At 66.8% G+C, this 23418-nt stretch carries 21 protein-coding genes and 1 pseudogene; 11 read left to right on the top strand and 11 right to left on the bottom strand.

The genetic code is table 11. The features are described 5' to 3' along the window. Positions 1-29 precede the first annotated feature (29 nt). The gene (locus ABLE91_RS04830; RefSeq protein ID WP_348928911.1) at positions 30-734 is read right to left on the bottom strand and encodes a GntR family transcriptional regulator; all 705 of its coding nucleotides are present in this window, start codon (positions 732-734) and stop codon (positions 30-32) included. Between the two features lie 102 nt (positions 735-836). On the opposite strand from ABLE91_RS04830, the gene ABLE91_RS04825 reads away from it, so the two are divergent. The 7 genes from ABLE91_RS04825 to ABLE91_RS04795 are packed head-to-tail and all read left to right on the top strand — an operon-like array spanning position 837 to position 7188. Further along, a complete protein-coding gene (locus tag ABLE91_RS04825; protein ID WP_348928909.1) occupies positions 837-1733 on the top strand; it encodes an amidohydrolase family protein in 897 nt (298 codons plus the stop codon). Positions 1734-1784: 51 nt separating this feature from the next. After that, positions 1785-2963 (top strand): ABC transporter substrate-binding protein, encoded by a 1179-nt coding sequence (locus ABLE91_RS04820; protein ID WP_348928908.1) that lies wholly within the window; start codon positions 1785-1787, stop codon positions 2961-2963. Positions 2964-2977: 14 nt separating this feature from the next. Beyond that, positions 2978-3856 carry a branched-chain amino acid ABC transporter permease gene (locus tag ABLE91_RS04815; RefSeq protein ID WP_348928906.1) on the top strand — a complete coding sequence of 293 codons (879 nt, stop codon included), beginning with the start codon at positions 2978-2980 and terminating at the stop codon, positions 3854-3856. Then, on the top strand, positions 3853-4779 hold the full coding sequence (locus ABLE91_RS04810) for a branched-chain amino acid ABC transporter permease (protein WP_348928904.1): 927 nt from the start codon (positions 3853-3855) through the stop codon (positions 4777-4779). The genes ABLE91_RS04815 and ABLE91_RS04810 overlap by 4 nt, the downstream gene beginning before the upstream one ends. After that, complete coding sequence (locus tag ABLE91_RS04805; protein ID WP_348928903.1) at positions 4776-5501, top strand: ABC transporter ATP-binding protein; 726 nt, start codon at positions 4776-4778, stop codon at positions 5499-5501. Before ABLE91_RS04810 ends, ABLE91_RS04805 begins: the two co-directional genes overlap by 4 nt. Next, entirely contained in the window at positions 5494-6201 is a 708-nt protein-coding gene (locus ABLE91_RS04800; RefSeq protein ID WP_348928901.1) for an ABC transporter ATP-binding protein, read from the top strand. The genes ABLE91_RS04805 and ABLE91_RS04800 overlap by 8 nt, the downstream gene beginning before the upstream one ends. A gap of 24 nt (positions 6202-6225) precedes the next feature. After that, positions 6226-7188 carry a dihydrodipicolinate synthase family protein gene (locus ABLE91_RS04795; RefSeq protein ID WP_348928899.1) on the top strand — a complete coding sequence of 321 codons (963 nt, stop codon included), beginning with the start codon at positions 6226-6228 and terminating at the stop codon, positions 7186-7188. Positions 7189-7241: 53 nt separating this feature from the next. On the opposite strand, the gene ABLE91_RS04790 is transcribed toward ABLE91_RS04795, so the two are convergent. The 10 genes and pseudogenes from ABLE91_RS04790 to ABLE91_RS04745 form a co-directional block, all read right to left on the bottom strand. Next, positions 7242-8864 carry an ABC-F family ATP-binding cassette domain-containing protein gene (locus ABLE91_RS04790; RefSeq protein WP_348929600.1) on the bottom strand — a complete coding sequence of 541 codons (1623 nt, stop codon included), beginning with the start codon at positions 8862-8864 and terminating at the stop codon, positions 7242-7244. Between the two features lie 123 nt (positions 8865-8987). Continuing rightward, positions 8988-10178 (bottom strand): annotated as a pseudogene (locus ABLE91_RS04785) (FUSC family protein); the annotation flags it as partial. A 210-nt stretch (positions 10179-10388) separates the two neighbouring features. Beyond that, on the bottom strand, positions 10389-12539 hold the full coding sequence (locus ABLE91_RS04780) for a xanthine dehydrogenase family protein molybdopterin-binding subunit (RefSeq protein ID WP_348928898.1): 2151 nt from the start codon (positions 12537-12539) through the stop codon (positions 10389-10391). Then, entirely contained in the window at positions 12536-13003 is a 468-nt protein-coding gene (locus tag ABLE91_RS04775) for a (2Fe-2S)-binding protein (protein WP_348928896.1), read from the bottom strand. Before ABLE91_RS04775 ends, ABLE91_RS04780 begins: the two co-directional genes overlap by 4 nt. A 12-nt stretch (positions 13004-13015) precedes the next feature. Continuing rightward, positions 13016-14194, bottom strand: coding sequence for an alpha/beta hydrolase family protein (locus tag ABLE91_RS04770; protein WP_348928895.1), 1179 nt, complete (start codon positions 14192-14194; stop codon positions 13016-13018). Between the two features lie 21 nt (positions 14195-14215). After that, entirely contained in the window at positions 14216-14899 is a 684-nt protein-coding gene (locus ABLE91_RS04765) for a cysteine hydrolase family protein (RefSeq protein ID WP_348928893.1), read from the bottom strand. Positions 14900-14920: 21 nt separating this feature from the next. Then, positions 14921-15829 carry an amidohydrolase family protein gene (locus ABLE91_RS04760; protein WP_348928891.1) on the bottom strand — a complete coding sequence of 303 codons (909 nt, stop codon included), beginning with the start codon at positions 15827-15829 and terminating at the stop codon, positions 14921-14923. Positions 15830-15843: 14 nt separating this feature from the next. Continuing rightward, positions 15844-16854: a Bug family tripartite tricarboxylate transporter substrate binding protein gene (locus ABLE91_RS04755; protein WP_348928889.1), complete on the bottom strand. Its 1011-nt coding sequence runs from the start codon at positions 16852-16854 to the stop codon at positions 15844-15846. An 84-nt stretch (positions 16855-16938) separates the two neighbouring features. After that, on the bottom strand, positions 16939-18102 hold the full coding sequence (locus tag ABLE91_RS04750) for an alpha/beta hydrolase family protein (RefSeq protein WP_348928887.1): 1164 nt from the start codon (positions 18100-18102) through the stop codon (positions 16939-16941). Positions 18103-18181: 79 nt separating this feature from the next. After that, positions 18182-18844: an RraA family protein gene (locus ABLE91_RS04745; protein WP_348928885.1), complete on the bottom strand. Its 663-nt coding sequence runs from the start codon at positions 18842-18844 to the stop codon at positions 18182-18184. 123 nt (positions 18845-18967) lie between these two features. On the opposite strand from ABLE91_RS04745, the gene ABLE91_RS04740 reads away from it, so the two are divergent. From ABLE91_RS04740 to ABLE91_RS04725, 4 genes are all read left to right on the top strand, one after another. Then, positions 18968-19873 (top strand): LysR family transcriptional regulator, encoded by a 906-nt coding sequence (locus tag ABLE91_RS04740; RefSeq protein WP_348928884.1) that lies wholly within the window; start codon positions 18968-18970, stop codon positions 19871-19873. A 157-nt stretch (positions 19874-20030) separates the two neighbouring features. After that, positions 20031-20816: an SDR family oxidoreductase gene (locus ABLE91_RS04735; protein WP_348928882.1), complete on the top strand. Its 786-nt coding sequence runs from the start codon at positions 20031-20033 to the stop codon at positions 20814-20816. Positions 20817-20827: 11 nt separating this feature from the next. Then, entirely contained in the window at positions 20828-21757 is a 930-nt protein-coding gene (locus ABLE91_RS04730; protein ID WP_348928880.1) for a dihydrodipicolinate synthase family protein, read from the top strand. Between the two features lie 306 nt (positions 21758-22063). Beyond that, complete coding sequence (locus ABLE91_RS04725; protein ID WP_348928878.1) at positions 22064-23311, top strand: MFS transporter; 1248 nt, start codon at positions 22064-22066, stop codon at positions 23309-23311. The last annotated feature ends 107 nt before the right edge of the window (positions 23312-23418 follow it).

Here is a 23418-nt window from a genome sequence, read left to right as displayed (position 1 = left end):
CGTCGGGGCTCGGGCAGGATGAGCGCCGGCTATAACGACCATTCCCCCGATGATCCCGCCTCCGCCGCGACAACGAGGGTTTCCAGCGCCCGCGCCGTCTGCTCGTAGTGGAAGCAAAGCAGCCGCTCTGCGGCCGGCGCGTCCCGCTCGATGGCGGCCTCGTAGATCGCGGCATGCTCCTGCCCGATGTCCCGCTCATAGGGCGCGCCGAGCGACAGGCGGCGATAGCGCTCGGCGCGTTGCGCCAGGGTCTCGCAGAAGCCCAGAAGCAGCGGTGAGCCGCACGCGGCGATCAGCACCTGGTGGAAGCGCACATGGTGGCGATGCCAGTCATGGTTCTCCGCCGAAGGCTGCTGCGGATGGATGCGCTGCCAGCGTGACATCAGGTGAAAGGCACTGACGAGGTCTGCCTCCCATGCCTCATCCCCCAGCTCCACCGACAGGCGGATGGCCCGGCCCTCGATGAGCTGGCGGGTGCGCACGGTGTCCCACAGATCGGTGAGGGAGAGCGGCGAGACGCGGTAGCCGCGGTGGCCCTCCAGCGTCGTGAGCCCCTCGGCGGTGAGCCGGGTGAGCGCCTCGCGGACAGGGGAGATGCTGGTCTCGCACAGTTCGCGCAGATCCTCGAACCGCAGCCGCTGGCCGGGCTTGAGCGAGCCCACGGTGATGGCCTGCGAGATGCGGCCATAGGCAACATCCGCCAAGGTCCCGGACCGTTCACCGCTCGCCGTCATCCGCCCGCCGTCCCTTCCGTCATTTTCGAAAATCGTTTGACGAAGGTAAAATCAGGGATATCGTGCAAAAAAACAATGGTGCAAAAATAGCGGGAGGATCGGATGACGGAGGCGTGCCCTCTCGTTGATTCACATCACCACATCTGGCGGCTCGCCGACCTTGCCTGGCTGTCCGGCCCCACCGTGCCGCGCATCTTCGGACCCTACGATTCGATCCGCCGCGATTACCCCATCGAAGAATTCCGCGCCGAGGCCGAAGCCGCGGGCGCCGTGAAGTCGGTCTATGTGCAGACCAACTGGCCCGCCGGCGGCGCCGTGCCCGAGGCCGAATGGGTTCGGGACGTGGCGCAGGCGAACGACGGCTGGCCGCACGCCACCGTCGCCTATACCGACCTTGGCAGCGAGGACGCCGCCGACACGCTGGCGCAGCTCTCGCGCATCAAGGGCGTGGTGGGCATCCGCCAGCAGATCCACTGGCACGAGAACCCGCAATACCGCTTTGCCAGCCGGCCGGACCTGATGAACGACGGCGCCTGGCAGCGTAATTTCGCGCGCCTTGCGGATTATGACTTCTCCTTCGACATCCAGCTTTTCACCGGCCAGATGGCGGATGGCGCGGCCTTCGCGAAGGCCTTCCCCGGCACGACCCTCGTGCTCCAGCATGCCGGCATGCTGGAAGACCTTTCGCCGGCCGGCTGGGCCGCGTGGCGGGAGGGCATGAAGCGGCTGGCCGATCAGCCCAATGTCGTTTCCAAGCTCTCGGGCCTCGGCACCTTCGTCCATGCCGTCGACCCGTCCCTCATCAATGCCATCGTCCGCGAGACGGTGGAGATGTTCGGCGCGGACCGCTGCCTGTTCGGCAGCAACTTCCCCGTGGAGAAGCTCTGGACCGACTATGCCTCCCTGGCGCAGGCGCACCGCGATGCGCTCGCCCATTTGCCAGCTGACCAGCAGCGCGCCGTGCTGCACGACAATGCCGTGCGCATCTACAAGCTCTGACACGAACATAAGAACGACCGGCCAAAAGGCCGGAAAACTTCGGAGGAAACCATGGCTGACTTCAAGGCCGCGTCGCTGCGCGGCGCGCTGATCGCCGCTGCTGTGCTCGCAGCAGGCCCTGCCTTCGCCCAGACCCCGCTGCGCGTGGGCTGGAACAGCGAGCTTTCCGGCCCCTGGACCTTCTTCGGCAATGCCTGCCTCGATGCGGCCCGGCTCGCCGAAGGCGAGGTGAATGCCGGCAAGAAGATCATCGAGCTGGTGGTCCAGGACAACCAGACCAATCCCGCCCAGGCCGCCGCCGTCTCCCGTGCTCTCGACACGCAGGAGAAGGTCACCATGCTCAGCGGGCCGACCAATGCGGACACCTCGCTCGCCGTCTACGGCTATGCGGAAGAGAACAAGGTGCCGTTCCTCGTGCCCGTGGCGGCCTTCCCGCGCCTGACGCGGCCCGGCACCACCCAGACCTTCCGCATCGAGCCGGACGCCGTGGGCTGGGGCTATGCGGCGGTGAAGTTCCTGAACACCCTGAAGCCCGGCGCCACCATCGGCATCATCATGAACGATTTCGCCGTCCACCGGGCGATCCTCGCCGGCCTGAAGTACCAGGCGGAGAAGGACGGGCTGAAGATCGTCAGCGAGATCGTGTTCCCGCAGAGCGCTTCCGACGCCACCGTGCAGGTGGCGCAGATCCGCGCCAAGAAGCCGGACTATGTGATCGTCGCCGGCGGCAGCGCGTTCGACGTGACGCTCACCAATCAGCTGCTCGACGTGGGCTTCAAGCCGGACCAGCTCTACCACCCCTACGGCTCCACCAAGCAGGTGCTGAGCTGGGGTCCGCGCTCGGTCGGCTCCTATTTCGGCACCTTCTTCGACCACAACCTCGAGACCCTGACCGACACCGGCAAGAAGTTCGTGGAGAACTTCCGCAAGGCGAAGGGCTACGCTCCGGGCTATGTGGAGAACTACTGCTACTCCACGCTCTATCTCCTGAAGGAGATCGTGGAGAAGGGCGCGACCACCCGCGACGCGATCCGCTCGGCGCTCTCCGCCATCAACACCAAGGAGATCACCACCGGCATCCCCATCGTGTTCGACAAGAACGGGGCGCGCATGGAGTACATGTATCTCCAGCAGATCAAGGAAGTCTCCAAGGACGACTTCAAGGCATCCAAGATCAACTACATCGAATGGTCGCCGGAAGTGCTCCCGGTCTATGACCTCGCGCCCTGAGGCCAGCCGCCGCGATGGATGAGTTCCTGCTTCTCACGGTCTCGGTCATCACCTCCGGCCTGCTGGTCGGGACCATCTTTTCCGTCGTCGCGGCGGGCCTGTCGCTGATCCACGGCACCATCCTGTTGCCGCAGGCGGCGAACGGGCAGGTGTTCCTTGGTGCCGGGCTGCTGTTCTGGCTGTTCGGCACCACCTTCGAGTGGCCGCTCTGGGTCGCGGTGCCCCTCACCTTCCTCGCGGTGGCGGCCTTCGCGTTCGCCACCGAGCGGCTGGTGCTGCGGCACTTCTATCCGCTGAAGGACCGCAACATCAGCTACCTCATCATCACGCTGGGCCTCGCCCAGATCCTCTCCGGGGTTTACACGGGCACGTTCGGCAAGATGACCGACACGTTCCAGATCGTGCCGCCGGTGACCGGCTTCCTGGTGCTGGAGCCGTTTCCCATCTCCAATGCCCGCGCCATCGCCTTCGCCCTGGCGGCGCTGGTGCTGGTGGGGCTCATCGTGTTCCTGCGCATGCACCGCATCGGCCGGGCGCTGCGGGCCGTGTTCCAGAACCGCGACGTGGCGCGGCTGCGCGGCATCAACACGCCGCGCATCTACCGCTTCGCCTTCCTGCTGGGCACCATGGTCACCACCGCCGGCGGCATCCTCTACGCGCTTGCTTATGCCCTCGACCTCTCGGTCGGCTGGACCATGTCGCTCATCACCTTCGCCATCATGATCGTGGGCGGGCCGGGCAGCATCGTCGGCGCGCTGTGCGTCGGTCTCGTGTTCGGCTTCACCCAGGCCATCGTCAGCGTCATCGCCGACCCCACCATCGCCACCTTCGCCTATCTCCTCGCCATGCTCGCCATGCTGTTCGTGCGCCCGAGCGGACTGTTCGCCCGATGAACCGCGCCCTCGCCATCGCCTTCGTCATCCTGGCGCCGCTGGTCGTGCTGTTCACGGCCGGCGACAACCAGTTCCTGGTCTTCATCGTCGGCATCACGCTGATCCACATGCTGCTCGCGAGCGGCCTGAACCTGCTCTACGGCTATACCGGCCTTATCCCCCTCACCTATGCCGGCATCGCCGGCATCAGCGCCTACGCCACCGCCAACCTCTCCATGTTCGGCGGGCTCTCCTTCTGGCTGGCGCTGCCGCTGGGCAGCCTTCTGGCGGCAGCGGTGGGCGTGCTGCTCTCGCTGCCGGCGATCCGGCTGCGCGGCTTTTATTTCGCGCTCTCCGGCCTCGTCATCCAGTCGGCCATGAGCATCGCCTTCGTCTATTTCCCCCGCTACACCAATGGCGACACCGGCATCGCCTCGATCCCGCGCCCGACCCTGTTCGGCGCCGCTTTGCCCTCGCCCTGGATCGAGTGCCTGCTGGGCGTGTTCGTGATTGCCGTGGTCGGCGTCGTCTGGCTCATCATGCGCTCGCGCTTCGGCGCCTCGCTCATCGCCATCCGCGAGGATGAGGACCTTGCCCGGGCGCTGGGCGTGAGCGTCACGCTCAACCGCACCGTCTCCTTCGCCATCGCCTCGTTCATCGCCGGCATCGGCGGCGGGCTCTATGCGTATTATGTGGGCTTCGTCTCGCCGCGCGCCTTCGACGTGCTGGTGAGCCTGAACATCTGGCTGATGGCTGCCATGGGCGGCCGGGCGACGCTGGTCGGCCCGCTGCTCGGCGCCCTCATCCTCGCGCCCTTGCCCTTCTTCCTCCAGCAATACACCTGGCTGAAGGACGTGATCTACGGCCTCGCCATCATCCTCGTCACCATGTACCTGCCGTCCGGCATCTACGGCTATCTGCTGAAGCGGAGGGCGCGGTCATGAGCGGCGACATCCTCCTGGATGCCAAGGGGGTCTCGAAGCGGTTCGGGGGCCTCAAGGCGCTGAGCGACGTCTCGGTCACGCAGCGGCGCGGCGAGCTGATCGGCATGATCGGCCCGAACGGCAGCGGCAAATCTACCTTCGTGAACGTGGTCACGGGCGCGCTGAGGCGCGACACCGGCGAGATCCGCCTCGACGGCCTCGACCTCGGTGCCCTTCCCCAGCACAAGATGGCGCGCGCGGGCATCGCCCGCACCTTCCAGGCCGTGCGCATCTTCGAGACGCTTACGGTGCGCGACAACGTGCTGAACGGCCTGCTCGGGCACGCCGTCTCCACCACGGAGGGGGAAGAGCGCATGGCGGCGGCGCTGGCGCGGGTGGGGCTGAAGGTGGACCCCGACGCATCCGCCAGCGGCCTCGGCCTCTATGACCGGCGGCGGCTGGAATTCGCCACCCGCCTCGTGGCCCGGCCCAAGCTGATCATGCTGGACGAGCCGGTGGGCGGGCTGAACCCGGAGGAAATCCGCGCCATGATCGCGCTGATCCAGTCGCTCCGCCAGGAATTTGGCATCTTCATCATCGAGCATACCATGAAGGTCATCACCAGCCTTGCGGACCGCGTGGTGGTGCTCGTCAACGGCAACAAGCTCATGGACGACACGCCCCAGGCGGTGCTGAAGGACAAGGCTGTGATCGAGACCTATCTCGGGACCGGCCATGCTTGAGATCAAGGACCTCACCATCCGCTACGGCGAGTTCCTCGCGGTCGACAAAGTCGACCTGGAGGTGAAGCCGGGCGAGATCGTCGGCATCATCGGGCCGAACGGCGCCGGCAAGACCTCGCTCCTCAACGCGGTGGCCGGCATCGTCGACCCCGCCGGCGGCAGCCTCTCCTTCGAGGGCATGGCGCTTCCCGGCGTGCCGGCCGACGAGCGCCTTGCGCGCGGGCTGGTCCTGGTGCCGGAGATCCGCGGCATCTTCGGCATGATGTCGGTGCACGAGAACCTGCTCATGGGCGCCTATCTCTGCCGCGACAAGGCGGAGGTGGCGCGCCGCATGGAGCGGGTGTTCACCCTGTTTCCCATCCTGCGCGACCGGCGGCGCCAGCTCGCCGGCACCATGTCCGGCGGCCAGCAGCAGATGGTGGCCATCGGCGCGGGGCTCATGGCGGCGCCGCGCCTGCTGATGCTGGACGAGCCCTCCATCGGCCTCGCGCCCTTGATCATCCAGGACATCGGGCGCACGCTGACCGCGCTCAGGGCCGAGGGCCTGACCATATTGCTGTCGGAGCAGAACGCGAAGCTCGCCACCGCCATCGCCGACCGCATCTATGTGCTCCAGAGCGGCCGCGTGATGATGGCCCGCTCCACCGAGAGCCTTCTGGAAGACCCGAAGTTCGTGGAGGCCTTCCTCAGTCTGGCTTAGCCAAAAAAGAACGAGGACACGCACATGGGACGCTTCAAGGATTATGTGCCGCACGGCGTGATACCGGCCACCCTGCTGGCCTTCAACGAAGACCTCTCCATCGATGAGGCCTCCTCCCGCAAGCACCTGCGGGACTGCGCACTCCTCGACGGGGTCACCGCGGCGACCGTCAACGGCCATGCCTCCGAGGTCCACGCCTGCACCTTCGAGGAACAGCGGCGCATCCTGGACTTCTGCCTGGACGAGGTGGGCGACAAGGTCCCGCTCATCAACGGCGTCTATGCCGATGGCAGCCAGGAGGCGGCGCGCATCGCCGCCATGGCGGACAAGGCGGGGGCCTCCGCGCTGCTGGTCTTCCCCTCCCAATGCTTCGGCCTGGAGGCGCATCTGCGCCCGGAGATGGCGGTGGCGCATTTCAGCCGCATCGCGGATGCCACCGATTTGCCCATCATCGTGTTCCAATATCCCCGTGCGAACCTCGGCTACCCGTTCGACACGCTGCTGGAGCTGTTCGAGCGCGTGCCCACGATCCGCGCCATCAAGGACTGGAGCGGCGACCCCGTTCTCCATGAGCGCCATGTGCGCACCTTCCAGAACCTGCCCCGCCCGGTGAATGTGCTCACCACCCACAGCGCCTGGCTCATGTCTTCGCTCACCATGGGCGCGAAGGGCCTGCTATCCGGCGCCGGCAGCGTGGTGTCGGAGCTCCAGGTCGCGCTCTTCCGCGCCGTTCAGGCCGGCGACCTGCGTGCCGCGCAGGCGGTCAATGACCGGCTCTACCCCATGCAGGAGGCCTTCTATGCGCCGCCCTTCGTGGACATGCACAACCGCATGAAGGAGGCCCTCGTCCTCCTCGGCAAGCTCGACAAGGCGGTGGTCCGCCCACCGCTGATGAAGCTGCCGCGCACCGAGATCGACCGCCTCGCCAAGGCGCTCACGGCAGCGGGCATGCTCGCCCCGCAGGCGTTCGGCGCCGCCGCCGAATAGCCGCCACCAGGGGACATTCCCGCCGGCGGCACGCGCACGCTTTGGCCTGCGGATCAGTTCCGCAGGCCGGGCGCCTCCTGGCCCGTGCGGGCAACATATTCCGTATAGCCGCCGCCATATTGATGGACGCCGTCCGGCGTGAGCTCCAGCACGCGGTTGGAGAGCGCGGCGAGGAAATGGCGGTCATGCGAAACGAACAGCATGGTCCCTTCATAGTTCGCCAAGGCGGCGACGAGCATCTCCTTGGTGGCGATGTCGAGATGGTTGGTGGGCTCGTCCAGCACCAGGAAGTTGGGCGGGTCGAACAGCATTTTCGCCATCACCAGCCGTGCCTTCTCCCCGCCCGAGAGAACGCGGCATCTCTTTTCCACATCATCGCCTGAAAAGCCGAAGCAGCCGGCCAGCGCGCGCAGGCTGCCCTGGGCGGCCTGCGGAAAGGCGTCCTGAAGGGTTTCGAACACGGTGCGCTCGCCCTCCAGCACTTCCATGGCGTGCTGGGCGAAATAGGCCATCTTCACGCTGCCGCCGAGGGAAACCGTGCCGTCATCGGGCTCCGTGAAGCCGGTCACCAGCTTCAGGAGCGTGGACTTGCCGGCGCCGTTGATGCCCATGATCGCCCAGCGCTCACGGCGGCGCACATGGAAGTCCAGCCCCTCATAGATGCGGCGGGCGCCATAGCTCTTGTGCACGTTCTTCAGGCTGACCACGTCCTCCCCGGAGCGCGGCGCAGGCAGGAAATCGAACGCCACGGTCTGGCGGCGCCGGGGCGGTTCCACCCGCTCGATCTTGTCGAGCTTCTTTACCCGGCTCTGCACCTGCGCAGCGTGGGACGCGCGGGCCTTGAAGCGCTCGATGAAGGCGATTTCCTTTGCCAGCATGGCCTGCTGGCGCTCGAACTGGGCCTGCTGCTGCTTCTCGCTCTGGGTGCGCTGCTGCGCATAGAATTCGTAGTCGCCGGAATAGGAGGTCAGCGCGCCGCCGTCGATCTCGATCACCTTGGTGACGATGCGGTTCATGAACGCGCGATCGTGTGACGTCATCATCAGGGCGCCGTCGAAATTCTTCAGGAACGCCTCGAGCCAGATCAGGCTTTCGATGTCGAGATGGTTGCTCGGCTCGTCCAGCAGCATCACGTCCGGCTGCATCAGCAGGATGCGGGCCAGCGCCACGCGCATCTTCCAGCCGCCGGACAGCCCACCAACATCGCCCTCCATCATCTCCTGCGAGAAGCCGAGGCCGGCCAGAACTTCGCTGGCGCGGCCCTCCAGCGAATAGCCGTCCAGTTCCTCGAACCGGGCCTGCACCTCGCCGTAGCGCTCGATGATCGCGTCCATCTCATCGGCGCGCTCGGGGTCCACCATGGCGGCTTCCAGCTCCCGCAGCTCGGCCGCGATGGCGCTGACGGGACCGACGCCGTCCATCACCTCGGACACCGCGCTGCGGCCGGACATCTCTCCCACATCCTGGTTGAAGTAGCCGATGCTGATGCCGCGATCGACCGAGACCTGCCCTTCGTCGGGCTGCTCCGATCCGGTGATGAGCCGGAACAAGGTGGTCTTGCCGGCGCCGTTGGGCCCTACGAGGCCAATCTTCTCACCCTTGAGAAGTGTCGCGGAGGCTTCGATGAAGACAATCTGCTTGCCGTTCTGCTTGCCGATGGAATCGAGCCGGATCATGCGCGCGCGGAACCCCTGGGGTGGAACTGCGCCCGCGCTTAGGCCATTTGAGGCTCCGGGGGAAGGGCAACGCCGCCACAGAGCCGCCGGATCAATGGCCCGGGTTGGCGGATGGACCACGACGGTCGCCGACATGCCGGCCACCAATTCCAGGTCCGCCGGCACCTTTTCCAAGGCGATACGCACCGGAATGCGCTGCGCGAGACGGATCCACTCGAAATTCGGGTCGACCGAGGCGAGCAACCCGCGTCCGGTGGCTGTCGGGTTCGCGATAGCCCGGCTCAGCCCCTGCACCGTGCCGCGCAGCACTGTCCCGCCAGCCATCAGCCGGACCTCGGCCTGACTGCCGGTCTTGATCGCCGGGAGCTTGGTTTCCATGAAGTAGGCATAGACGTAGAAGGAGTCGGTATCGACCAGCGCGAGCACCCCCGTCCCCTTGGTGGCATAGTCGCCAACCGTGGCGGTGAGGTTGGTGACGAAGCCGTTCACGGGCGAGCGCACCGTGCTGCGCTCCAGATTGAGCTCAGCGGTGGCGAGCTGGGACCGGGCGAGCTGCAGGGCCGCCGCGGCCTCGCCCGCCTTGGTGCGCGACGCATCGGCGGACTCGGCCGATATGGCGCTGGAATCGCGCGCCATGACCTGCGCATCCCGGAATGAGATCACCTCGGCGACCATGCGCCGGCGCAGCTGGACGAAGATGTCGGGGGGCGTCGACAGGCGCAGGGCGATCGCCACATAGCGCACCAGCCCGCTGAATGTGCGGGCCAGCGCCTCACGCAGGGCATCGCTCGCATAACGCGGGAAGACGAACAGGCTCGCCGCGGTGCTGCACGCGATGCCGATGAGGATCTCGGTGGTGCGGTCGGCGGCGATGGACCAGGCATGGAGGGGATTGGCGGAACCCTCATAGGCCACCAGCAATGTCGTGTAGCCCGCGAGCAGCGCGCCGTAGGAGGAATAGTTGCGCAGCCGGGCGCCGGCATAGAAGCTCGCTCCGACCGCCAGCACCGTGCCCGCCACGAGCAGTTCGGGCGCCTGGGAAAACAGCGCCACGAGCACGAGCCCGAACACCCCGCCGCCCACCGTTCCAACCGTGCGCCACGCGCCCTTCGCAAGCGCGGCGCCGACCGTCGGCTGCGCCAGGACATAGACCGTCAGCGTCGCCCATTGCGGGTCGCTCAGCTCGAGCCAATAGGCGAGCGCCAGCGCCAGGACCGCGGCTGCGGCAGTCCTCAGCGAGAAGGCCACATTCTGCCAGCTGATATCGATCGAGAAGAGACGACGCGGACCGCTTGCCGTCTCAGCGAGGCTCATCGTTCCACGTTCCCCGACCGCCAGGTTCCCACGATGCAGATCGTGCCGATGACCGCCAGAGCCGGACAAGGTCCTGGCCATATTCAGCCAGGAAAGTCGATGGACCCAGCGCGTGTCAATGGAGATTGTACCATCGCGTCAGTGCTCGATTTGCGACATGCCTTATGGCATCGACAGCAACGAGCGCCGGAGCGAACGCAGTGGCCGCCCCTAGCCGAACGCGGCGAGGATCCTCTCCCGGGTGAGCGGCAGGTCGCGGATGCGCACGCCGAGGGCATGGGAGAGGGCGTTGGCGATGGCGGCGGCCGTGGGTCCCATGGTCATCTCCCCGGACCCGAGCGGTTCTTCCTCCGGGCGCGAAATGAGGTGCACCTCGATCTCGGGCACCTCGGTGAAATCGAGGATGGGATAGTCCTCCCAATTGGTGCTACGCTCGCCGTCCCGCCCGAAGCGCAACTGCTCTTTCAGCGTCCAGCTGATGGCCTGGACGATGCCGCCCTCCGCCTGGTTGAGGACGCCGTCGGGGTTGACCACCAGCCCCACATCCACGGCAGCGACGGCGCGCGCCACGCGCACGTCGGGGTCCACATCCAGATCGATGACGATGGCGAAATAGCCGAGATGGTTGCTGTATTGCGCACAGGCGAGGCCCCGCCCCCGGGTGCCGTCGCTCTCAACGCCGCGCTCCCATCCGGCGCGCTCCGCCGCCAGTTGGAGCACCGCCCGGGCGCGGGGATCCTTCATGTGGCGCAGGCGGAAATCCAGCGGGTCCACACCCGCTTCCAGCGCCAGCTCATCCATGAAGGATTCGATGGCGAAAACGTTGGCATAGGCGCCGATGGCGCGCAGGGAGGAGGCCCGCAGCGGCAGCTCGTCCACCCGGTGGCCCACCACCTTCTGGTTCCGGAAATCGTAGATGGTTGAGACCGCATTGCGCGAGAGGCCGCCATGCTCCACCCCGTGCGGGCCCATGGGCGGGTCCACCTGGGGCGAGCGGGCCACCGGATCGGCAAGATGCCAGGCGGCAATGAGCGAAGAGACGCGCCCCGCATTCCCGGCAACGCCCGGCCGCGAGAGATGGCCGTTGCTCCAGCCATCGAGCTGCCAGGAGACGATGGCACCCTCCGCATCGAGTTCGGCGCGGACGTCTACCACCATGGCCGGCCCATAGGGCTCCCAGGCGAACTCGTCCTCGCGCATCCACTGCACCTGCACCGGCCGCCCCGCGACCGCGCGCGAGAGGAGCACGGCGTCGAGGGCCACATCGTCGGCGCCGTTATGGCCGTAGCAGCCGGAACCCTCCGCATGGTGGACCACCACATGGTCGTGGGGCACCTGGAGCACGGTGGCGAGATCCCGGCGCAGCGGGAAGACGCTCTGGCTGTGGGACCAGACCTCATAGAGGCCATCCACCGTGCGGGCGAGCGCGCAAGACGGGCCGATGGCTCCATGGACAATGTAAGGCTTGGTGTAGCGGGCCTGGAACTCCCGCTCACCACGCGCCGCGGCGTCCTCATCGCGCCAATCCACCACCACCTTGTCCACGCTGGGCTGGGCCAGCAGCCAGTCGCAGACATCGCCGTCATCGGTCGGAAGGGCCACATGATCCCATTGGGCGGATTTCAGCGCCTTGGCCCGCGCCGCCACCGCCTGCTCCTCGCGCTCGGCGATGACGCCGATGAAGGCGCCGTCCACCACCACGGCGACGACACCCGGCATGGCCTGGATGGGCTCGGGATCGAAGGCCAGCAGCCGCGCCTCGCCGGTGGGCGGGCGCACCACGCGGCCGAACAGCATGCCCGGCAGCTCGATATCCTGGAGGAAGCGCGGGCGGCCCATCACCTTGTCCGAAAGGTCGAGCCTCTGGACCGCCTGCCCCACCACCTGATGCTGCGCCACAGGCTTCGGCGCGGCCGTGCCTCTGACTTCGGCATTGAGCAGCGCCGCGTGGGGCAAGTCCCAATAGGAGAGTGGCGTCGGTATGCCGTCCCGGAGGAACACGCCGTCCGCAACGCAAAGGTCCGACGGGGCACAGCCGAGCCGCGCAGCGGCTGCTTCCTGGAGCAGGTGCCGCGCCTCGGCGCAGGCGAGCTTCAGCGCGGCGCCGCCTTCGCTCACCGAGCGGCTGCCGGAGGTGATGCCCTCGTCCGGCCCCGCCGCCGTGTCGCCGGACACCATGCGCAACCGGGCAAGGTCCACATCCAGTTCCTCCGCGGCGATCTGGGCCATGGCGGTGACGATGCCCTGGCCGATCTCTACCTTGCCGGTGGCGATGGTGACGGTGCGATCCTCATTGAAGCGCACCCAGCCGGAAATGCGGGGGTTCGCCTTCAGGCCGGAGGGAAGGCCAGGGGCGCTCATGGGCGTAGAGCGTCCGCCGCCCGCTCGATGGCGCGGATGATGCGTGGGTGGGCCCCACAGCGACAGAGGTTTCGCGCCATGGCCGTGCAAATCTCCTCCCGGCTTGGCTGCGGATTCTCCCGCAGCAAGGCGGCGGCGGCCACCACCATGCCGCCGGTGCAATAGCCGCATTGGGCCGCCTGCTCGGCCAGGAACGCGTCCTGGACGGCATGTGGCACGCCGTCCTCCGCGAGCCCCTCGATAGTGGTGACCTGCTTGCCCACGGCCGCCCAGAGCGGCGTATCGCAGGACAGGGCCTTGCGGCCGTCGATCATCACCGTGCAGGCTCCGCATAGGCCAAGGCCACAGCCGAACTTGGCGCCCTTCAGCTTCAGGTCGTTGCGGAGCACGTACAGCAGCGGCGTGTCCGGCGCCGCCGCCACCTTATGCTCGGCGCCGTTCACCAGGAGCGTGACGTCATCCATGGAACGCCTCGCTCAGGCGGGCAGGTTGTCGGAGATCCAGTCCGAGATGTAGTCGACGCCCACCTGCCGGTTGTCCATCTGGCAATGATAGGCGCTGCCGGTCTCGGCATTGAACATCTTCAGATGCTTCCGCGGCGAGGCGATGGCCTCGTAAAGCTTGCGGGCCGAGGGAGAGGGAACCACCTTGTCCTCCTCCGCATGGACGATCAGGAACGGCTTGGTGATCTGGTCGGCGATGCCGGCGAGCGAGAAGGATTTCGCCTTCTCGATGGCCTCGCCCGCGGTCTCCTTGCCCATCACCCAGCGGAAATGGAAGGTGGACTGGGCCGTGGACTTGGGGTCGGCCTCCTGCTTGCGCTTGATCTCGGCCTGCCAGCCGGCGAGGTCCCAGTGCAGGGCTGCGAAGGCGACGCCGAGGGCATAGCGCTTCTCCATGGCCGCGACCCGCCCGGCATAATAGCCGCCGAACGAATAGCCCATGACCACCACGCGGTCGGGATCGACATCGGGACGGGCAGCGACCCAGTCATAGGCCGCGGAGCCCGCCACTTCGTAATCGTAGCGGGCGGACAGGTCGCGCAGGCGCAGCGACTCGCCCTGCCCCGGGCCGTCGATGGAGAGCGTGTTCCAGCCGCGCCGGGCGAATTCCAGCCCGGCGAACAGGATGCTCATCTCCTTGCAATTATCCATGCCGTCGAAGACGACGATGGTGGGCCGCGGGCCTTCCGCGCCCGGCGCCTTCATGAACAGGCCGGGCAGCGAGCCGCCCTCGAACGGCACCTCGACGCGCTCGATATTGGGATAGCGGATCAAAAGCCCCTTCTGCTGAAGGTCGAGCGCCTTCTGGCCGATGGCGCGCTTCTCCTCGCCCGGCTCCACGAACCGCTCGGCGGTGAACCAGTACATGCCTGCGCGCAGGTAATAATTGCCCGCCGTGAGGATGTGACCAGCCGCCTCCGCCTCGTCCGCATATGCCTCGATCTTCGCGCCCATGGCGCTCCATTCCTGGCGCCACGCATCGGGCTCCTGCTGGCGCACGCGCAGGCGCTCGCACACCTCATCGATCTCGGCCATGGAGACGGCATTGTACTGCGCCATGCCCTTGGTGATCAGGGTCGCGTTCGACCAGACCATGTTGCCGGGGAAGGTCTGGGTCCAAGGACCAAGGGTGGGCGTGCCGGGGGACGACATGATGGGCTCCGTAATCTGAGATCAGGCAGCGAGCTTCGCCTCAAGGTCGGTGAGGTCGAGGACCCATCCGAGGCGACGCTGGATGTTGGAAAGCGCGAAGGCGTGCAGGTCCTCGCCATAGGCGGAGGCGACGCAATCGGAAATGACCACCGCGCGGTAGCCCCTGTTATAGGCGCCGAAGGTGGTGGACAGCACGCAGGTGTTGGTGTTGCAGCCGGCGATGAGCAGGGTGTCCTTGCCCATGGCGCGCAGCAGCCGGTCGAGGGGCGTGCCCTCGAAGCCGTCAAACGTGCGCTTGCCGTCGATGATGAGGTCGGACGGCTGGACGTCCAGGTCTGGGACGAACTCTGCTTCCTTCGAGCCGGGGCTCTTATGGCGCTTGAAGTCGCTCTTCTTGCCGGGGGAGAAGGATTCATTCAGCTCCAGCATGGCCCGCTCGAACGGGTGCGTGCCCAGAAGGCACGCTTCGAACACCGTGGTGAGGTGGATGATGTCCAGCCCATGGGTGCGGCCGAGGCCGATGAGGCGATTCGTGCCGGCGATCACGCGGGCGCATTCCGGCGCCGGCACCGGCAGCGAGGCCAGTTCCGGCTCCAGGTTCCCGCGCTGGCAATCGATGGTGAGCACCACCGTCTTCGCCTTATCGAGCTTCAGCGCGGCGCGCATGCGATCGAGGGTGGACGAGCGATCTATCAGGGACGTCATGGAAGCCTCCGTGCCTCAGGCTCAGGAGAAGCCGTAGAGCCGCGCCGGATTCTCCACCAGCACCTGCTCGCGCACTTTTGGATCGCGCACCCAGGTGCCCAGGAGGTCGGCGATGTCGCCGTCATTGGGCATGGGGATGGACCAGGAGACCTTCACATGCGGCCAGTCGGAGCCCCAGACGAGCTGCTGCGGAGCAGCGTCCACCAGCGCATGGGCGAACTCCACGATATCCGCATGGGGCATGTCCTGGGCAGAGATGCGGTAGGGCCCGGTGAGCTTCGCCCACGCCTTGCCGTCGCGCATCAGCCGCATCAGCGCCTTGAAGCCGGCATCGCCAGTGCCAAGGCGCGAGGGCACATAGCCGAGATGGCCGACCACGATGTCGGTGGGAAAACCGGCGAACGCCGTGTCCATGTCCGGGAATTCGTTCACGTGCATCAGCAACTCGACATGCCAGCCGAGCGGCGCGACGCGGCTCGCCACATGGTGCAGCTGCTCCATGGGCAGGACGCCCTTGCCGTCCTTCACATCGACGATGTTGAACCGCACGCCGCGCACGCCGGCCGCGTTGAGGCGCTCCAGCTCGGCGGTGGGAACATCATCGCGCAGAACCGCAATGCCGCGGGCGTTCGCGCCCATGGCATTGAGGCCGTCGAGCAGTGCGGTGTTGTCGTCCGCATAGAAGCTCGGCTGCACCAGCACCGCCCGCTCGACGCCCAGCGCCGCCAACATGGCGCGGTAGTTCTCGAGGTTCGCCTCCGGCGGCGGCGAATAGATGCGGTCGGCGAAGCAGGGATAGCGGTCCAGCGGGCCGCACACATGGGCGTGGCTGTCGCAGGAGTTCGGCGGCAGCTTCACATTGGGCGTGCGGACATCGAGGTGGGGCGGCGCGGCGAACGGCGCCGCGTCTCCCGTGGGTGTGGTGGTCATCTCTGTCACTTCGTTCAGTTCATGGTGATGTTCGAGGACTTCGCGACGGCGCGCCACTTGGCCAGTTCCGCGTCAAGGAACACCTTGGCCTCGGCCGGCGTGCTCGCGACCGTCTCCGCGCCGAGATTGGCCAGCTTCGCCTGGATCGCGGGATCGGCGAGCACCTGGAGCAGGGTCTTGGACAGCTTGTCGATGATGGGCTGCGGCGTTCCCCCCGGGGCGAGCACCATGTGCCAGGACGAAGCGATGAGGTCCGGCATGCCGATCTCCGCCGAAGTCTTCACGTCCGGCAAGGCGGCGATCCGCTTGGGCGCCGTGACCACCAGCGCCCGAAGTTGGCCGGCCTTCACCTGCGGCGCGAAGGTGACGGGATAGAACACCATCTGGATGCCGCCGGAGATGATATCCGGCAGCGCCTGGCTCACGCCCTTATAGGGAACATGGACAATGTCGATCTGCGTCTGCGACTTGAACAGCTCGCCGGCCAGATGCACGCCCGAGCCGATGCCGGTGGATGCGTAATTGATCTTGCCCGGATTCTGCTTCGCGTAGTCGATGATGTCCTGCACCGACTGGAACGGCTGGCTCGCGCCTACGAACAGGAAGAACGGAACGCTCGCCACCTGCGAGATGGGCGTCAGATCCTTCGACACGTTGTAGGGAACATCGCTTTTGATGGCCGGGATGATGGCGAGGCCGCCCACATTGCCCATCAGGATGGTGTAGCCGTCAGGCGCGGACTTCGCGACGAAGTCGGTGCCGATCATGCCGCCGGCACCGGGCTTGTTGTCGACGACGAAGTTCTGGCCGAGCAGCCTGCCCCAGGGCTCGGCAATGGTGCGCGCCACCGCGTCCAGGGACTCGCCGGGCGGGAACGGCACCACCATGCGGATCGGCTTGTTCGGGTAGTCGGCCTGCGCGGCGGCCTCCCCCGGCGCGCCGCAGATGGCAGCGGCGAGCAGGGCCGCAGCGGCCAGGATGCGAGGTTTGAAAGAGGTGCGAGCGTCCGCGAAAAGGCCTGTCATGTTCACTCCCCAAGGGTTGCTCATCCCGGCATCTTTTGCCGATTTATTCTTATTGGCCGGCGGTCTTGCCGCCGGCGGCATTCATCAGCGGGCCGCGAAGTCGACGCGCTTTGCGTGTCCCTCGGCCAGCTTTCCGTCCAGAGCGTCGCGCATCCAGTCGGCGACGTGCAGGTAGAAGTCCGGGAGGCGCCCGCCGAAGGTGTGGGTCTCGTTCTCGTAGACCCACAGCTCCTTCGGGCAGGTGAGCTCGTCGAACAGTTCCTCGCCATCCTCCAGCGGGCACAATTCGTCGAACTCGCCCATCACCAGCAGCGTGGGACATTTAATGTCGCCGGCCACCGGGCTCAGCAGCATCTGGTCCGTCATCTCGTCGAAGGCATCCTCGTCGCGGATGTTCGACATGTACATGTAATTGGCCCGGTAGGCGGGCTTGGAATGCTTGAAGATGGTGTCCTTCTGGCCGTAGACGCCCATGGCGCCCACCAGCGCCTTGATGCGCTTGTCGTGGGCGGCGATGCGGGGCGCCCAATAGCTGCCCATGCTCCAGCCATAGGTGCCGATGCGGCTCGCATCGATGCCGGGCTGCTTCTCCAGGAAGTCGATGGCGGCGGCGCCGGCGCGCTCGAAATTGTCCAGCGTCACCCAGGTCTCGCGGACATTGCTCTCGCCCTGGCCCGGCCCGTCGATGGTCAGCGTCGCCATGCCCCGGCGGCGGAAATGATTGTGGTAGGGGCTCGGCATGTATTCCTTGATGGTGTCCATGCCGGGCACCACGAGCACGCAGGGTGCCTTCTCCACGCCCGGCACAGTCTGCAGGATGCCGGGGATGGTCTTGCCGTTCTCGAAGGGGATTTCCACGCGCCGCACCGGGGCGTCGTCAAACAGCTCCGTGAACTTGGTGTAGCAGTGGATCAGGCGCTCATAGAGCTCGCGCTTGCGCGGCGTGTTGGCGTGGATGACGCCGCAGGCGGGGCCATAATAGAGCGCGGAGCGATAATAGAATTCAGCCGCGCTCTCGCGGTGCCCCTTGGCCTCGGCCTCGCGCGCCAGCTCTTCCTCCTGCCGCGCGGTACGCACCCATTCCTTCACCACCATGCCGGGGATCTTGATGCGCTCCGTGGTGCGCCGCACGTCCGCCGGACGGAAGCCCCATTCCACGAACATCACGGCCCGGAATCCGAAGACATCCAGGACCTTGTAGAATTCCTCGTTGATCCACTTCTGGTTTCTGCGGCTGCGATCCGACATCGGTGTTCCCGGGCGTTTCCTGAGGGTGACGCGCGCTCTTCTTGAGCGGTCTTGTTATTTTAAGTACTCGGCAAATTCTCTACAGGCCGTGTGGCCCGAGCACGCGATCAAGCCATGCCTGTTCGCGCTTTCCGTTGGCGATCTCGGCCCGGATGCCGCTTTCCATCTCGGCGGTTTTGGCGGCTGCCGCGATCAGGGCAGACGCGGCAGCCGCCGGGAAGGTGACGATACCATCCTCGTCGCCCACCACCACGTCGCCGGGCATCACCACCTGCCCACCCACGGTGACGGGCACGTTGATCTCGCCCGGCCCGTGCTTGTAGGGGCCACGATGGGATATGGCCCTGGCATAACAAGGAAAATCCGCCTCGCGGAACGAGGCGCGATCCCGCACCGCCGCGTCGATGACGAAGCCGGCGCAGCCGCGCTGCTGGGCGTAGAGCATCATCAGTTCGCCCACGAGGGCGTTGGTGGGCTCGCCCGCGCCGTCCACCACAAGGACGTGGCCCGGGGACATCAGGGTCAGCGCCTTGTAGAGCAGGAGGTTGTCGCCGGGCCGCGTGCGCACGGTCAGCGCCGTTCCCACCAGCTTTGCCGACCCATGCAGGCGCGTCAGGCCACACAGGCCGGAAAAACGCTGAAGATTATCGGATATGTGCGACGTGGAGACGTCACGCAATGCATCGAGAACTGCATCCGGCACCAGCGGCGGCATCGGATTGATCGTGAATTGCGATCCCATTCCCCCACGTATCCCCTTTTTCCTTCCCTTCAGTCTTCCTTGTCGGGGCGCGAAAAAAAAGCGATTTTTATTGATCGCGTTTAATCTCTAAATTCGATTGAATTTTAGCCGGGATGCGCCGTCATGATGACCTTCAAGCAGCTTGAGGCCCTGTACTGGATCGACCATCTGGGCGGGTTTGCCGCTGCCTCCCGCCATCTCCACACCACCCAGTCCGCCATCTCCAAGCGCATCCAGGAGCTGGAGAATGTTTTCGACACCGAGCTGTTCGACCGCGGACGCCGAGGGGCCTGGCTCACGGAGGCGGGCAAGCAGGTTCTGGAGCTCGCAAAGGACCTTTTGGAGCAAAGGGACGCGGCGATGGAACGCTTCTCCCGGCTGGAAATGATCCGCCGGCAGGTCCGCCTCGGCGTCACGGAACTGACCGCGCTGACCTGGCTGCCGCGCCTGATCGGCGCGATCCGCGAGCGCTATGCGGGCGTCTCCATCGAGCCGGACGTGGACCTCAGCACGAACCTGCGCGACAAGCTCCTCGCCGGCGAGCTCGACATCGTCATCGTCCCTGACACCATGAAGGATCCGCGCGTCACCTGGACCAAGCTCGGCGCCGTGGAGAATGCCTGGATGTGCCGCCCGGGCCTCGTTCCCGTGGATAAGCCATTGGCAATGCACGATCTTGAGCGCTACACGCTGCTCACCCATGCGGAGAAATCGGGCACCGGCCTGCTCTATGACCGCTGGCTGCGCACCCAGGGCGTGAACCCCGCCCACACCATCCGCACCAACAGCCTCGTGGCGCTCATCAGCATGACCGTGTCGGGCCTCGGGGTGAGCTATCTGCCGCGCACCTGCGTGGGCTGGCTCATTGATACGGGCATGCTGGAAGTGGTCCGCACCCGCCGTCCGCCGCCCGAGGTGCGCTATGTGGCGCTGCGCCGCGCGGACTCGGAAAGCGTGCTGCTGGCGGCGCTCGTCGCGCTCGCGCAGGAACACTGCAATTTCTCCCGCATGTTCCAGACACCCGACTGACAACTTTATTTCATCTTACCGTTGACGACATTTATTCTTCGACTTATGCATTTGGCCGTCGTTGACCCGCATTTCGGCGCCACACCTCCCGGCGCGCTTTCCGTCATCGGCCATCACCCCATTTGCCCGCATCCGGCGGGCCAGGCGAGGACATCCCATGGATCTCGGATTGAACGGCAAGGTCGCGCTTGTGCTGGGCGCGGGGGGCGGGCTCGGCACGGCGATCGCCACCACGTTGGCGCGCGAGGGCATGAAGGTCGCCCTCGGCGACATCGATGCCGCCGCGCTGGAGCGCACCGCCGCCGCCATCACTTCAGCCGGCGGCACCGCCCTCGCGCTGCCCTGGGACCTCGCCGCCCTCGCCGTCATCGAGGACCGCTTCGCCGCCATCGAGGCCAAGCTCGGCCCGGTGGACGTGCTCGTGAACAATACCGGCGGACCACCCCCCACCCCGGCCGCCGGCCAGTCCTCGGACCTGTGGTCCAAGAGCTTCCAGCAGATGGTGCTCTCGGTCATCGCCGTCACCGACCGCGCCTTGCCCGGCATGCGCGCCCGCAAATGGGGCCGCATCGTCACCTCCACCTCTTCCGGCGTGGTGGCCCCCATCCCCAACCTCGGCATCTCCAACGCCCTGCGCCTCTCCCTCGTCGGCTGGTCCAAGACGCTGGCCCGCGAAGTGGCGCGCGACGGCGTCACCGCCAACATCATCCTGCCCGGCCGCATCGCCACCGACCGCATCAAGTTCCTCGACGAGCAGAAGGCCAAGCGCGAGGGCCGCACGGTGGAGGAGGTCTCCGCCGAGAGCACCGGCTCCATCCCTGTCGGCCGCTATGGCGAGCCCCAGGAATATGCCGACACGGTCGCCTTCCTCGCCTCCGCCCGCGCCTCCTATCTCACCGGCTCGGTCATCCGCGTGGATGGCGGGCTCATCGCCAGCATCTGAAGGGGACCATCATGGCTCTCGACATCACCGCCAGCGGCCTCTTCCCCATCGCCCCCACCCCGTTCCTCCCCGACGGGCGCATCGATGACGCCTCCATGGGCACCCTCATGGAGCGCTATCTCCAGGCCGGCGCCACCGGCGTCACCGTGCTCGGCATCATGGGCGAGGCGCCCAAGCTCGAGCCGGAGGAATCCCTCGACATCGCCGCCCGCTTCGTCACCGGCATGGCGGGGCTTCCGGTGATCGTCGGGGTGTCCGCGCCGGGCTTTGCCGCCATGCGCTCGCTCGCCCGCGCGGTGATGGACAAGGGCGCGGCGGGGGTGATGATCGCGCCCGTCCCCAGCCTGCGCACCGACGACCAGATCCTCACTTATTACCGCCAGGCCATCGAGGCCATCGGCGACGACATCCCGTTCGTGATCCAGGACTATCCCCTCACCCTCACGGTGCAGATGACGCCGAAGGTGATCCGGCAGATCGTCCAGGACCACCCCTCCTGCGTGATGCTGAAGCACGAGGACTGGCCGGGGCTGGACAAGATCTCGGCGCTGCGCGGCTTCCAAAAGGACGGGTCCATGCGGCCCATCTCCATCCTGACCGGCAATGGCGGGCTGTTCCTCGACTTCGAGATGGAGCGCGGGGCGGACGGGGCCATGACGGGCTATGCCTTCCCCGAAATGCTGGCGGACGTGGTGCGCCTGCAGAAGGCGGGCGAGCGCGATGCGGCGCACGACCTGTTCGACGCGCACCTCCCGCTGTTGCGCTACGAGCAGCAGCAGGGGGTGGGCCTCGCCGTGCGCAAATATGTGCTGATGCGCCGCGGCTTCATCGGCTCCGACGCCCAGCGCAAGCCCGGCGGCGCCCTCAACCCCGCCGCCCGCGCCGAGGTGGACTATCTCCTCACAAGGCTCGCAAGGACAGACCCGCGCGCGAAGGTCTGAGGAGATCCGATCAGACCACGGCCGGGCTTCGTCCGGCCGTGGTACGACGGCAGATGGGGAGATGAGCGTCCGGCCACGCACGGCCATCCGCCTAGCCCCCTAGCCACCCCTCGTTCCGGTTATAGCAGTATGCCTGCGCGCCGGGTTATGCGGGCCCCACAGGAGCGCTACCGTTCCGCTACAGCAGGCGGAGCAGAACTTTCCAGATGACATTCCCCAGGCGAACGGCGTCCGCCGGCCACGACCGGTTGAAGCGGGCGCGGCCGTCTCGCATCGCCCCATGCGCGATGGCGCCGGGAGGGCCCCGTGTCCGGTGAAAGCCGCAGGGTTCCGGATCATGCCCATGCCGAGGAGGGTTGGGTCGCGGCGCTGGCGGCCATCATACTGCTCCAGACCATCTCCTCCTTCCTCAACCAGATGCTGCCCACGCTCGCCCCCATCCTGGGCGCGGAGCTGGGATGGCCCGCCACCATGGTCGGCTATCTCGTTGCCCTCTGCACGGCGGGCTCCATCTTGTTCCTCACCTGCGGCAATCCGCTGGTGCGCGGCGTCGGGCCGATCCGGGCGGTGCAGATCGGCCTCCTCCTCGGCATCGTCGGGATCGCACTTCTTCCCGCCCCATTGGCCGCGGCGCCGTTCATGGCCGCGCTGATGATCGGCCTTGCCTACGGCCCGTCCACACCGGCGGGCAGCGATGTGCTCATGCGCTATGCGCCGGCGCGCCACCGCTCCCTGATCTTTTCCCTCAAGCAGGCCGGCGTCCCTTTGGGCGGCGCCGCTGCCGGGCTCCTCCTGCCGCCGCTCGCCCTGCATGTGGGATGGCGCACAGCGCTTCTCGCGGTGGTGGCCGTCCTCCTCGTGGCGGTCCTGCTGGCGCAGATGGTGCGAAGGCGCGTCGATGCCCGGCGCGCGCCTGACCAGCTCCGGCTGCGGCTGTTTCTTTCGCCCGCCAATGTCCGTCAGCCCTTCCGCGTGCTCAAGGCGCCCGGCCTCCAGCGCATCGCCATCGCAGGTGGAATCCTCGGCATCACCCAGGGTGCGTGGAACGCCTTCCTCGTGACCTATCTGGTGGGCGCCCTCCATCTCACGGCGACCCAGGCGGGAATGGTGTTCGCGGTGATGCAGGCCTCGGGCGTTCTGGGGCGCATCGGGCTCGGCTGGCTCGCGGACCGGATCGGCTCGGGCCTGTCGGTGCTGCGCCTCGCGGCCGCCGCCTCCACCCTCGTCACGCTGGCGCTGGCGCTCGCGCACCCGGACTGGACCCTGACCGCGCTCATTGCTCTGGCGTTTCTCGGCGGCATCACAGTGTCCGGCTGGAACGGCATCCAGCAGGCGGAGATCGCTCGCCGCGCCCCTCCTCACCTGGTGGGCGAGGCCTCGGCAGGCGGAACCGTGTTCATCTTCCTGGGCTTCGTCGCCGGTCCCAGCCTGTTCGCCACGGTGCTCACTTTGACGGGACGCTTCGATCTCGCGTGCTTTTCCATCGCCGCCATGCCTGCCTTGGCCTTCCTGCTCCTGATGAGGGTGAGCCACGACACGCCCCCTGCCCTTTAGATGTTCACCCCATCATTTGCGGGGGGGATTTGCCGCGCCGATGGCGCCCTCGGCCCCTGCTCCGGCGCCCAGCGGGCGCGATTGTCTCGACTTCTTATGAATTACGC

The sequence above is a fragment of the Aquabacter albus genome, assembly GCF_040049275.1.
GTDB lineage: Bacteria > Pseudomonadota > Alphaproteobacteria > Rhizobiales > Xanthobacteraceae > Aquabacter.
Note: the sequence above shows the minus strand (reverse complement) of the source record. Positions and strands in the feature narration are given on the sequence as shown.

Excerpts from the sequence above, each read along its gene's own strand:
- ABLE91_RS04805 (WP_348928903.1), top strand. The coding sequence starts at position 4,776 with ATGAGCGGCGACATCCTCCTGGATGCCAAGGGGGTCTCGAAGCGGTTC.
- ABLE91_RS04825 (WP_348928909.1), top strand. The coding sequence starts at position 837 with ATGACGGAGGCGTGCCCTCTCGTTGATTCACATCACCACATCTGGCGG.
- ABLE91_RS04735 (WP_348928882.1), top strand. The coding sequence starts at position 20,031 with ATGGATCTCGGATTGAACGGCAAGGTCGCGCTTGTGCTGGGCGCGGGG.
- ABLE91_RS04765 (WP_348928893.1), bottom strand. The coding sequence starts at position 14,899 with ATGACGTCCCTGATAGATCGCTCGTCCACCCTCGATCGCATGCGCGCC.
- ABLE91_RS04810 (WP_348928904.1), top strand. The coding sequence starts at position 3,853 with ATGAACCGCGCCCTCGCCATCGCCTTCGTCATCCTGGCGCCGCTGGTC.
- ABLE91_RS04750 (WP_348928887.1), bottom strand. The coding sequence starts at position 18,102 with ATGTCGGATCGCAGCCGCAGAAACCAGAAGTGGATCAACGAGGAATTC.
- ABLE91_RS04760 (WP_348928891.1), bottom strand. The coding sequence starts at position 15,829 with ATGACCACCACACCCACGGGAGACGCGGCGCCGTTCGCCGCGCCGCCC.
- ABLE91_RS04790 (WP_348929600.1), bottom strand. The coding sequence starts at position 8,864 with ATGATCCGGCTCGATTCCATCGGCAAGCAGAACGGCAAGCAGATTGTC.
- ABLE91_RS04775 (WP_348928896.1), bottom strand. The coding sequence starts at position 13,003 with ATGGATGACGTCACGCTCCTGGTGAACGGCGCCGAGCATAAGGTGGCG.
- ABLE91_RS04820 (WP_348928908.1), top strand. The coding sequence starts at position 1,785 with ATGGCTGACTTCAAGGCCGCGTCGCTGCGCGGCGCGCTGATCGCCGCT.
- ABLE91_RS04795 (WP_348928899.1), top strand. The coding sequence starts at position 6,226 with ATGGGACGCTTCAAGGATTATGTGCCGCACGGCGTGATACCGGCCACC.
- ABLE91_RS04800 (WP_348928901.1), top strand. The coding sequence starts at position 5,494 with ATGCTTGAGATCAAGGACCTCACCATCCGCTACGGCGAGTTCCTCGCG.
- ABLE91_RS04730 (WP_348928880.1), top strand. The coding sequence starts at position 20,828 with ATGGCTCTCGACATCACCGCCAGCGGCCTCTTCCCCATCGCCCCCACC.
- ABLE91_RS04770 (WP_348928895.1), bottom strand. The coding sequence starts at position 14,194 with ATGTCGTCCCCCGGCACGCCCACCCTTGGTCCTTGGACCCAGACCTTC.
- ABLE91_RS04815 (WP_348928906.1), top strand. The coding sequence starts at position 2,978 with ATGGATGAGTTCCTGCTTCTCACGGTCTCGGTCATCACCTCCGGCCTG.
- ABLE91_RS04830 (WP_348928911.1), bottom strand. The coding sequence starts at position 734 with ATGACGGCGAGCGGTGAACGGTCCGGGACCTTGGCGGATGTTGCCTAT.
- ABLE91_RS04745 (WP_348928885.1), bottom strand. The coding sequence starts at position 18,844 with ATGGGATCGCAATTCACGATCAATCCGATGCCGCCGCTGGTGCCGGAT.
- ABLE91_RS04755 (WP_348928889.1), bottom strand. The coding sequence starts at position 16,854 with ATGACAGGCCTTTTCGCGGACGCTCGCACCTCTTTCAAACCTCGCATC.
- ABLE91_RS04740 (WP_348928884.1), top strand. The coding sequence starts at position 18,968 with ATGATGACCTTCAAGCAGCTTGAGGCCCTGTACTGGATCGACCATCTG.
- ABLE91_RS04780 (WP_348928898.1), bottom strand. The coding sequence starts at position 12,539 with ATGAGCGCCCCTGGCCTTCCCTCCGGCCTGAAGGCGAACCCCCGCATT.